Origin of the sequence: Streptomyces sp. NPDC001828 (assembly GCF_042892175.1) — a bacterium.
Lineage (GTDB): Bacteria > Actinomycetota > Actinomycetes > Streptomycetales > Streptomycetaceae > Streptomyces.
The window spans coordinates 306273-316626 of record NZ_JBIATV010000011.1 but is presented as its reverse complement, the minus strand read 5'-3'; the positions used below and the strand labels follow the sequence as shown (position 1 = coordinate 316626).

Below are 10354 nucleotides of genomic sequence, written 5' to 3'. Positions count from 1 at the left end.
GGCCAACCCCGCCCCGCCGCCTACGCCCTGTTCTTGGTGGCCTACGGCCCACCGTACTTGTTTTTGGATTGGGGGGGGGCGCCCCCCCGCCCCCCCGGCGGGGGGGGGGGCGCCCCCCCTGGGGGGCCCCCCCCACCGCCGTTTTCGCCTACGGGTACCTGGCGGGTAACTCGTTAAGAACGAGCGCAGGCTCGGCCGACGCGCAGAACCGGGCTCGCCGAACTGCCAAGGGCCACCGGCCACCAATGGCCGGGCGTATGACCTGTACGACCGCCCTTGTCAGAACCACTCTTGTGGTCACCGAGTCACACCTACGATCGGAAGGCTGTGTGTCATGGCGAGAAAGAACACCCCTGCGCAGGACCTCTTTGCGAGCCTCGTCTTCCTCGCCATCGGCGTGGCCCTCGTCTGGTTCGGTTTCCAGGGCTCCTCCGATGAGTGCGGCGGCGAGAAGATGTCGTCGGGCGACACCTGCGTCAGCTATGCGAACGGCGAGCAGACCGGGAGCAAGAACCTGGACGAGCAGGAATCCGATAACTCGACCACGTCTAACGTGCTGCTCGGTGTGGGAGGGCTCATCATCCTCGGCAGCGCCTGGTCGAGCGTCGGCACCCTCAGAAAGATGAACGGTTCCGCCCGTTGAGGATCGCCGTCAACGCGGCGAGGCACCGTGTCGGGGTGCACGCTCCCTCTGGCCACAGGGCCAACTGTGCTGTCCTCCGCCGCGGCCGAGGAGCCGGCGGCCGGGCGAGATGGGCAGGAGCAGCTCCTGGCCCTCGAGGTCGCCCGGCGCCCGTGTGCTCGGGGTGGTGCGTCCGGAGGGCAGAAGCCGCGGGAGAGGCGGCGCGGTCGTACCGGCGGGATCTGTCGGGCCGGTGCCGAGGCGCCGGCGCGGGGTGCTCATTACACCAGTCTCGTGGGCCTGTCGGCCCTCGACGACCAGGCGTGGAGGGTCGGCAGAGGATCGCCGGTTCTGCGAGGGGTCTGTGAGTGCCCCCGTGCCCGAGGGGCGGTGTGCAGAATTCTGCACACCAGGCGCCGCAAGGGCAGGAGACGCCGGCCCACGTGCGGAGCCGTCACGTCCGCCAGCCCAACCGCCGTCGGCGCCGCTCGGGTTCGGCGTTCGGTTCGCCGGTGGCTTGGTTCGGTACGGTGCGGCCGTCCGCCGCCTCGATCGCTGCCCGCTGCGGCGCCGGCGTCAGCGCGGCGACGGCGCGTTGGAGTTCCACGATCCGCTCGGCCCGCTCAGCGAGGAGCGCGTCCCGGTCCGCGAGCTCCTGGCGCAGACGATCGGTTTCCGCCTGCGCCTCGGCCACCTTCCGTTCGTACTCGATCCGGGCCAGCGTCAGGTCGTGGTCCGCGCGTACGGGCCAGTTCGGCCCGGAGCGTGGCCACGTCCTGGTCGTCGTCCTCGGCATGGTCGGCGTCCGGCTGCTCGGCCGCCGGGGCAGGCTCGGCCGGGACGGGGTCGGGGCCCGTCGGTGCGTTGAGCCGGAACCCGGCGGCCAGCAAGGCCTCCACGGGGATGAGCCAGCCGAGGTTCGGGTCCTCGAATGCGCCGGGCAGCTCGCCGGCCTCGCGGCGGCGGCGGATGGTGGAGCGGCTGACGCCGCACGCGGCGGCGGCCTCGCGCTGGGTCAACGTGGGGCGCTTCATGTCCCTATCCTCCCCGCCCGCCGCTGTCGCGAGTGCCCCGACCCACCCCGTTGCACAACAGGCCCCTCCATCGCCCCAATTGGGCTGTGACCTGCTATGGAGGGGCCAAGTCAGTGATGCCGGGACCGCATGGAGGGGGAAGTGGAGGGGGCGGTCAGGGACCGGAGGGAGGGCTGCCGCCCTGGCGGGTCTGGCTGGTGCGGTCGAGTACGGAGGAAAGCCACGTCCACGTGTTCGTGGCCTTCGCGGCGGCTACCGCGCTGTAGAGGATCGCCGCGCCGAGCGGCGCGAGCGTGGCCTCACCGGAGACGCCCAGCCTTGGTGAGCACGAATCGGGCGCATCGTGGCCTATCCTCCCTGCAGCCGGTCGAGGACATCGAGCGGCGCAAGGCGATCCCCCTTGTTCGCGCTCGACTTCACCTTCCGGGCGCAGGCGTCCCTGGTCGTGTTGTGGGCGCTCGGAGAGGACCACACCCGGCGGGTCATTGAGCGAGCGCACGAGCGGGCGGCGGTACGACCGATCCCGTGACGTGGCTGCACACATTGCAGCCGGGCACCGCAGCCGGGGACCGGAGAAGGGACCCGTCGTGCGCGGATTCGAGACGGGCCAGACGGTCGTACGGCGTGATGTGCACTGGTCGGGCCGGGCGTGGAGCGGGCTGGCCCTGCGGGTTGTCGACGACACCGGCGAGTCGCTGGTGACCGCCCACACGCCCGCGGTGGCAGACTCGATGGCCCGCCTTGTACACGAGGGCCGCGCGGACAGGGGATCGGTCGGTGCGCACGGAGGTGTTCGGGACGATCGCGGCGGGGAAGTGGCAGCTCACGCGGGGTGTGGCAGGAGTCGGGACTGCTGTTCTGGAAGCCGCCTGTGGCATGGTCCAGCATCAACACGTTTTTCATCGAGGGCACCTTGTCCGCACGCGATCGCAAGTGCGCCGCGGCGCCGGTGCGTTTGAGTCAGAGTGAAGGGCCCGTCCGGCAAAGTAGGCGCTGGGGCTGGCTGCGGCAGGGGAGGGAATGATCTCCTAAATCCGTTTTTTGCATGGGTTGGTGGTGGGGAAGAGGAGGGGCTGGTTCCCAGGGGGATGGGGTTCGAATTTCGGGGAAGCGGCCCCGTTTTTGTGTGGATGCTGTGCGAACGTGTGTGCCCCTGGTGGCCGTTGGGGCTGCCGGGCTTTGACTTCCTAGCGGGGGGAAGACTGTGCGTTCGCGTATATTCGGCATGCCCTATCGGCATGCGCGTTTCGCAGCGAGAAACTCTCTGATCGCCTCTGTCGTGGTGCTGGGTCTGGGCGCGTCCGCCCTGCCGGCGTTCGCGGCGGGACCGGCTCCGGCACAGGGTTCGGCGTGGGGTAAGGGCAAGGCGCGGGCTGAGATGCCCGCGGTGAGGGTCGGCCAGAACAAGGCGCCCAAGAACCAGCGCAAGGCCGCGCCCAGTCCGGAGCGGCGACAGTGGGAGGCCGGTCAGAAGTCGCGGCTCGCGGGCCAACAGCAGAGTGCCGCCGCCGCGCCGTCGGTGAAGGTGTATGTGCCGCACGGGCAAGGTGATGTGCCGTGGCATCAGATCTTCGACTTCCGCATCACTGACTCGCTGGTGGGACGTATCGACTACTCGACCGGCAACATGATGCTGGCCGCCACCGACTTCGACATCACCGGTGTCGGTGACTCACTCCGGCTGACCCGGACCTATAACTCCTTCGACGGCCCCTTCGGCCAGGTCGCGGACCCCTGGTGGACCGGATACGAGCGCAACCTGGACCTGTGGTTCACCGACGAGGTGATCTGGTACGACTCCTCCGGGGCCACGGTCAGCTTTACGAAGAACGCCGACGGCACGTTCAAGACGCCGGACGGCTACGCCAAGGACCTGAAGAAGAACAGCGACGGCACCTACACCCTCACCGACCGCAAGTCCGGCTCCAAGGACACCTACAGCGCAGGCGGTGAGCTGACGAAGGTCACCGACCGCAACAACGGCACCATCTCCGTCGCCGCCCACCAGGATGCCAACGGGCGGGCAGCCGGCTTCAAGCTCACCGAGGACCGTTCCGGGCGCACGATCGATCTGGTCAAGACGAGTGACACGCTGTGGACCGCGACGGACAGCGGCGGCCGGACCGTCAAGTACGACATCGACGCCACCGGCCACCTCGCACGGACCTGGGACACCACGGGCAAGGCGACGTCCTACGGCTACGACGAGGACGGACGCCTGACCAAGGTGACGACACCGGAGTCCCGCACCACGGTGTTCACCTACGACGCGCAGAGCCGGGTCACCTCGATGCGCCGCTCCACCGAGCTCGGCGGCACGAGTGATGGGCCTACGTATACGTACGCCTACGACACCGAATACCGCTCCCAGGCGGGCACCACCACGGTCACCGACCCCCTCACGTACGCGACGAAGTACGCGCACAACGAGGACGGCGAGGTCACCAAGGTCACTGACGCTTTCACCCACTCACGGTCGAAGTCGTACAAAGCGCATCTGACGCAGACCGCGACAGACGCGATGGGCGTAGGCACCAACGGCACCGGGAACGTGACCACCTACGGGTGGGACACGCGGGGCAATCCCACCTCGGCGAAGCTGCCCACGGGTGCCACCTCGACGGTGGCGGGCTGGTCGACGAAGGCGGGCCGGGACGTGCCGGCATCGGCGACTTCCGCCGACGGCGACAAGACGGAGTACGGGTACGACACGGCCGGCAACACGATCTCCGTGGCGCAGAGCGGCACCGGTGGGGGCTCCGCGACCATCGACTACAACCCTGCGACGGCTACGTGCGGCGGCTTCCAGGGCCAGCGCTGCAAGGCCACCACGAAGTTGAGCGGCACCACGAACTCGGTGACGTCGTTCCACTACGACACCCGGGGCAACCTGGACTCGGTCACACCGCCCAGCCAGATTGGGAAGGTGACCTACCGCTACGACGCGCTGGGCCGGGTCAGCGACTCCAAGGACGGCCGGGGCGTCACCACGCTCTACACCTACGACAACCGGGACCGCGTCACCAAGGTCGACACCGGAAGCTATGACACCGTCACCTATGTCTACGACGGTGACGGCAACCTGACCTCGCGCACCGACCGGACCGGCACTCAGACCTACCAGTTCGACCCGCTGTCCCGTGAGACGATCCGCACCCTGCAAGATGGATCTCAGACGGTCCTGGCGTACACGGCCAACGGCAATGTCGACACCTACACCGACCCCTCGGGCGTCATCGACTACACCTGGGACAAGGTCAACCGGCTGACCGAGCTGAAGGACCAGGCGGGCCGCAAGACGACGTACGGGTACGACAACAACGGCACCCGCACCAGCACCACCTACCCTGGCAGCACGGTGCAGAGCGTGGTGGTGGACAAGTCGAACCGTCCCACCAGCATCAAGACCACCTCGCCCAAGGGCACGCTCACCAACCTGACCTACACCTACGGCTACGGCACCGGCGGCGTGAGCGACGGCACGAAGATCCGCACCGCCACGGATGTCCTGGCCGGGCTGAAGACGTCGTACACGTACGACGTCGCGGGCCGCTTCTCCTACGCGAAGGAGGAGAAGGGCAGCACCCTCAACTCCTCCTGGCAGTACTGCTACGACCTCGCCGGCAACCTGACCTCCCAGGGCGTCGACCCCGGCTGCCCGCGCGGCACCACCTATACCGTGAACGACGCGCAGCAGATCACCGGCAAGAACGGATCCACCGCCAACTGGTCCTACGACAAGGCCGGCAACGAGACCGCCGGCGCCTCCACCCCCGAGGGCACCCGCACCGCGGAGAAGTGGTCCGACTACTCCCAGCTGACCTCGCTCGCCGTCGGCGGCACCACCTACGCCGGGCAGTACGCCTCCACCGACCAGTCCGAACGGACCAAGCTCGGCCAAACCACCTTCCACAACGGCCCGTTGGGCCTCTCGGCGGAAACCACGGCCGGCGTCGATACCGGATTCAACCGGGAGCCCGGGGGCACCCTGAACTCCATGACGACCGGGGGCAGGGCCTACTACTACCTGACCGACGCGCTCGGTTCGGTGATCGGCCTCGCTGACGAGAACGGCACCAAGGCCAACACCTACACCTACAGCCCGCGCGGTGTCGCCCGCACCACCACAGAGGCCGTCCCGCAGCCCTACCGTTTCGCCGGCGGCCACCAGGACCCCACCGGCCTCTACCACCTCGGCGCCCGCTACTACGACCCCAACCTCGGCCGCTTCACCCAGCCCGACCCCTCAGGCAAGGAGAAGAACCCCTACCTCTACGCCGAAGGCGATCCCGTCAACCGCATAGACCCGCTCGGGACCTCCGCCCTCTCTGTTGTAGACGGAGTGATTGGCAAGATCGGCGATGCAAAGTCAATCTATGACACCGGCAAAGACCTGGTCTCGGGTGATGTTGTCGGAGCCGCACGGGGTTCTGCGAGTCTGGCTGCCGGCGTGGTGGTCGGCGGGATCTGCGAAGCAGCGACGGGCCCAGAGTCTGGCTTCCTGTCGACAGCTGGATGCTATGCGGCGGGCGAACTGACCACGCAAGGTGTGGAGACCTGGCTCTCCTGATCCACATCGCACAGCGGGTGGGGACCCCTTCCGCGGGTCCCCACCCGCAGCACACTGGGAGGAAATTGATGGGACGCTTGGAAGACTTCGAAGACCGCACTCGGGGCCACCCCGTGGCCAACCTGGTCGGCGCATTCCTGGCAATCTATGTATTGGGTGGCGTAATCATGACGTTGACCGGAGCGTCTGCCACCAAAGCGTGGTTGGCTTCCCTTCCTGTTCTTCTCGCCGTGGGCTCAGGAATGGCGGCCGTGCGCTTCCGCCGCAGGAACAAATAGGAAGGGCGCGCTTTCTCTGGAGTGAAGAGCTGATCAAGGGCGAAGTCAGTGGCGGGTGCCAAGTCGCCGCCCGCAAGCTGAACTTGGGCGGGTGGGCGGCCAGGCACGGTCTGACTGACGACGGCGGCGGGCCGCTGCAGATGCGGCTGACGCGGATGAAGCGGACGGTGGAGATCCGGACCGCCAAGCAGGCTGGGGGGCATCTGCCGTCGGTGCGGCTGACGAACACCGCGCAGACGTCGTTCGCCCACTACCTGCGAGGGGACCCCTTCGGCCGCGGATGTCCTGACCGAGGCGATCACCGACGCCGAGACCGCTGCACGGCGTGCCGCCGCCCGGGTGGGCCCGGTGGAGGCGGCCGCCCTGCCACAGCCGGTGCGCGATGCTGCGCGAGCCGGGAGGCTGGACACGCTGTTGGCGTCCTGCTTGGACATCGACCACGGTCCGGCTGGCGGGCGTTGCACCGAGTCGTTTCTGACGTGCCTGCGCTGTCCGAACGCTCTGGTGCTGGAGCGCCATCTGCCGATGCTGCTCGCGCTGCTCGATGCCCTGCAGGACGAACTCGACCGCCGCGATGCGGACAGCTGGGCGGCCCGGCACGGCGCCACGTGGCAGATCATCACCGGGCAGATCCTGCCCTGATGGGGCTCGGTGAATCGAGATCCGCATCATCCCGCCATGCTGCCCGTCAGCCCACCCGAACGCAGCTCATTTCCTTGGCGGACCCCGTGAGCCGGAAACCGCTGAACGTGCATGGAGAAACGGTCTTGGCTGCGGCCACTTGATCCCGACCTTCACTTCAGAGGATCCGCACCCACCCATGATCTGCCCTTGACACGGCTGCCGGAAGCCCTCCGGGCACAGCATCAACTCGATCGCCTCGCCCGTCGCCACCAGGCCCCGAGCATGGCGAAGGCTCTCGACACCGCCCACAAGGTCGTCGACGAATGGGCGCTACACGGCACCCCGATCAACGTCGGGGACGAGTGGGCCCGACGGCTCAGCCACATCGCCGCAGAACCGGTCAGCCGGGCAGTCCCGACTTCCGATCAACGCCGCCTGGCGGCCTTCCCTGAAACAGTCGTGCTGGCAGAACTTGTCCTCGATCCGCCTGAACACAGCATCGAGCCGAAGGACCTCTACCTGGCGACGACCGCCGAGCTCAGCCGTCGGCTTTCACGGAGTTACACCATGCTGGGCATCCAAGACCCTCTCTTCCAGCACCTCTGCAACCCGCAGACCGGCCTCGATGAGAGCCAACGCACTGAGCGTGACACGACCTCATGAGTCAGCACGGAGCGGGAACATGACGCTCAATCGCGGCAGTCTACGAGTTGCCTCTGCTTCATCCCTGACATTCCAGCGTTCCCCCGCCAACCCCCGGTTGACCACGTGCTCGCCGCGCTGAGCCCGCACCGCGGCATAGAACTCTTCGCCGCACGGATCGGGATTCCCGGTCACAAACCCGTAGGCTTCCGACGCCACGTAGTCCAGCAACTCCCACCCAGGCCAGTCCTCGCCCCAGTCCCTCCAGCTCCTCCCGGTCAACGCCAGCACCTCAGACGCATCAGCCAAAGCGTCCGGGTCAAGCACCGCTCGCCCGAAGATCTCGCCTCCGAGCCCGACCATCCAGAGGCCGAAGTAGTCGAAATCGTCGTCCGAGTACCGGCCGCCGAAGATCCGCTCAGCTGCAGCAACCAAGTCCCAGTGGAATGTCTGACGGGTGACCTGGTCGAGGCACAGCTGGAACTCGACGATCTCCACCTGCGACCTTCGCGACAGTTCATTCCGCAACCAGGCAAGTCGCGCATCCCTGCCCTCCGACTGTCGTCGGCAGGTCTCCATCAGTTCCCAGAAGGATTCAACGTTCACGCGGCACACACTGCCAGGTGCCACTGACAAGCACCGAGATCACTTCCGCGAAGGCCAGGTCGTTTGAGAATGCCGCCAACACCGGGCCGCCGACTACGTGGCAGCTCCGCATGTCAGCGCCGCATCACCTGCCATTCGAGGCGACAGGACAGTCTTGGTGGCCAGTGGGTTCGTCTCGCTGAAGCCGGAGGAGCCCAGCGCGCTCACACTGAGTCCGAACTTCTCCTCTCGGGCTCAGCGCATGCGCTGGAATGTGCGGAACAGGTCGGCGGTGTACCAGGCGGTGCCGTCGTCTCCTGTGACGATGCGCTCCGAATCCCGGGGCTGACCGGGCTTCTTGCGGTTGACGTCCCACTCCCGGTAGTGAATCGGGTTGCCTTCACTGCCGGTTCGTGGCAACGCTGCGTTGCGATTCGGCCAGGCGGCACCTCCCTTGGTGCCTGAGCCATCGTTCGGCGGCCACTGGCCAGCGTCGATCAGCGCCAGCGTGTGCGAGGCCCGGTCCGGAATGGCAGCGCGCACGGAACGGGACGAGTCGCCAGACCGCGACTGCTTGGCACCCCCGTCCGCGGCGGTGTCAGCGTGGGCCGTTCCGGAGAAGGCGAGAACCGTCCCGGCCAGAGCAATGGCCGCGAGTGCACGCCTAGCAGTGTTGGTCATGCCCCGCCAACGATCTCCAGCCACTGGGGTCACGCAAGCCCCCCAGTGTCGTCCGGCGCTGTGCCGGGGCCGGTGACGCCCACCCTGCTTCGCGTGCGCATGGTGACAAGTAGTGCGCCGATCCGGTGAAAACCGTCGTGCCTCGTGCGGCCGAACCTCCCGTCAGCGTGTCGAGCGTGAAGGAAGGCCTGGGCGTGGTGCTGTTGCCGCCGGTGGAACCGATGCTCGCACAGGCCGCCGAGGTGCTGCCGGGGCCGGGTGTGCTGCGCGATCCGGCGTATGAGCAGAAGTTCGATGGTCACCGGGCGGTTCTCTTCACCCCGGCCGGGCCCAGCGGGCGTGTGCTGCTTCAGACGCGGCGCGGTTCCCTCGTCCAGGACCGGTTCCCCGACCTGGTTGCCGCTGCGGTCAGGCAGCTACCCGGCGGCCTGGTCCTCGATGGCGAACTCCTGGTGTGGGACCAGGAGATGGGACAGCACAGCTTCTGAGGGGTTGCAGCGCCGAGCCGCCGCCCGCAGCCGCTCCGCCCACCTTCTCGCCGCAGGCCTGCCCGCCTACTACGTCGCGTTCGACCTCTTGCAGCAGGACGGCACAGAGCTCCTGACCCTGCCCTACCGGGAGCGCCGCAGACGACTGGAGGTCTTGTTCGCCGCCCACTCCCTGACCGCGCCGTTCACGCTCTGCCCCATGACCACGGACCCCGCAACAGCCCGTGAATGGATGACTCATTGGACCGAGGTACCCGGACTGGAAGGCCTCGTGGTCAAGGCCCAGGGCCAGCGCTATCTCACCGGAGCCAGGGCGTGGACCAAGGTCAGACGCCGGGACACCACCGAGGCCCTGATCGGCGCGATCACTGGCAGCCTCGCCCATCCCAAGCTCCTCATCCTGGCCCGCCACGACACGGCCGGCCGCCTGCGCACCATCGGCCGCACCGTCCTGTTGCGCCCCGATACGGCCCGTCAGGTCGCCGAACACCTCCACCCGGGCATCCCTGGGAGGGCGTGCGGTTCACCGCTGCCTGGGCAGCAACGATGTCCTCGGGGCGATCCTGGTCCGCCCCGACTTGGTGGCCGAGATCAGCGCCGACCGCTCCGTCGACCACGGCGGCGTTTTCCGCCACCCTCTGCGCTTTGTGCGCCTGCGCATGGACGTGAGCGGGCAGGACATTCCGATGTACGGGGAGGGACCTGCTGCCTCCGCCGGCTGACCGAGGTCACTGGCCTCTGGCCGGGGCTAGTTGCTGGCAGTAAGGCGAGCTGGCGAATTGGGTGGTCTGAGCGGCGATCGCCCCTCATGGTGGTAGGGAGATGAGGGG

At 67.8% G+C, this 10354-nt stretch carries 9 protein-coding genes and 1 pseudogene; 6 read left to right on the top strand and 4 right to left on the bottom strand.

Annotated elements, in window-relative coordinates; genetic code table 11:
• Positions 1–334: 334 nt before the first annotated feature.
• On the top strand, positions 335–643 hold the full coding sequence (locus ACFYZA_RS28780) for a hypothetical protein (protein ID WP_382597580.1): 309 nt from the start codon (positions 335–337) through the stop codon (positions 641–643).
• 433 nt (positions 644–1076) lie between these two features.
• On the opposite strand, the gene ACFYZA_RS28775 is transcribed toward ACFYZA_RS28780, so the two are convergent.
• Positions 1077–1418: a hypothetical protein gene (locus tag ACFYZA_RS28775; protein ID WP_388493537.1), complete on the bottom strand. Its 342-nt coding sequence runs from the start codon at positions 1416–1418 to the stop codon at positions 1077–1079.
• 97 nt (positions 1419–1515) lie between these two features.
• Positions 1516–1656: pseudogene (locus ACFYZA_RS28770) on the bottom strand (helix-turn-helix transcriptional regulator); the annotation flags it as partial.
• A gap of 1378 nt (positions 1657–3034) precedes the next feature.
• Here ACFYZA_RS28770 and ACFYZA_RS28765 point away from each other — a divergent pair.
• The 3 genes from ACFYZA_RS28765 (at position 3035) to ACFYZA_RS28755 (ending at position 7791) form a co-directional block, all read left to right on the top strand.
• The gene (locus ACFYZA_RS28765; RefSeq protein ID WP_388493525.1) at positions 3035–6226 is read left to right on the top strand and encodes an RHS repeat-associated core domain-containing protein; all 3192 of its coding nucleotides are present in this window, start codon (positions 3035–3037) and stop codon (positions 6224–6226) included.
• A 704-nt stretch (positions 6227–6930) separates the two neighbouring features.
• Positions 6931–7146 carry a hypothetical protein gene (locus ACFYZA_RS28760; RefSeq protein ID WP_388493523.1) on the top strand — a complete coding sequence of 72 codons (216 nt, stop codon included), beginning with the start codon at positions 6931–6933 and terminating at the stop codon, positions 7144–7146.
• A gap of 189 nt (positions 7147–7335) precedes the next feature.
• On the top strand, positions 7336–7791 hold the full coding sequence (locus ACFYZA_RS28755) for a hypothetical protein (protein WP_388493522.1): 456 nt from the start codon (positions 7336–7338) through the stop codon (positions 7789–7791).
• Here the strand turns inward: ACFYZA_RS28755 and ACFYZA_RS28750 are convergent.
• Together ACFYZA_RS28750 and ACFYZA_RS28745 are read right to left on the bottom strand one after the other, a co-directional pair.
• Positions 7786–8376 (bottom strand): DUF4240 domain-containing protein, encoded by a 591-nt coding sequence (locus tag ACFYZA_RS28750; protein WP_388493520.1) that lies wholly within the window; start codon positions 8374–8376, stop codon positions 7786–7788. The two genes, ACFYZA_RS28755 and ACFYZA_RS28750, sit on opposite strands and share 6 nt — an antisense overlap.
• Positions 8377–8610: 234 nt before the next feature.
• Positions 8611–9036, bottom strand: coding sequence for a ribonuclease domain-containing protein (locus ACFYZA_RS28745; protein WP_388493518.1), 426 nt, complete (start codon positions 9034–9036; stop codon positions 8611–8613).
• Between the two features lie 176 nt (positions 9037–9212).
• On the opposite strand from ACFYZA_RS28745, the gene ACFYZA_RS28740 reads away from it, so the two are divergent.
• Together ACFYZA_RS28740 and ACFYZA_RS28735 are read left to right on the top strand one after the other, a co-directional pair.
• The gene (locus tag ACFYZA_RS28740; protein WP_388493516.1) at positions 9213–9524 is read left to right on the top strand and encodes a hypothetical protein; all 312 of its coding nucleotides are present in this window, start codon (positions 9213–9215) and stop codon (positions 9522–9524) included.
• Positions 9475–10350 (top strand): hypothetical protein, encoded by an 876-nt coding sequence (locus tag ACFYZA_RS28735; protein ID WP_388493514.1) that lies wholly within the window; start codon positions 9475–9477, stop codon positions 10348–10350. The genes ACFYZA_RS28740 and ACFYZA_RS28735 overlap by 50 nt, the downstream gene beginning before the upstream one ends.
• Positions 10351–10354 lie beyond the last annotated feature (4 nt).

Coding starts and splice junctions, on each gene's coding strand:
- ACFYZA_RS28780 (WP_382597580.1), top strand. CDS start 335: ATGGCGAGAAAGAACACCCCTGCGCAGGACCTCTTTGCGAGCCTCGTC.
- ACFYZA_RS28775 (WP_388493537.1), bottom strand. CDS start 1,418: ATGCCGAGGACGACGACCAGGACGTGGCCACGCTCCGGGCCGAACTGG.
- ACFYZA_RS28765 (WP_388493525.1), top strand. CDS start 3,035: ATGCCCGCGGTGAGGGTCGGCCAGAACAAGGCGCCCAAGAACCAGCGC.
- ACFYZA_RS28745 (WP_388493518.1), bottom strand. CDS start 9,036: ATGACCAACACTGCTAGGCGTGCACTCGCGGCCATTGCTCTGGCCGGG.
- ACFYZA_RS28735 (WP_388493514.1), top strand. CDS start 9,475: ATGGCGAACTCCTGGTGTGGGACCAGGAGATGGGACAGCACAGCTTCT.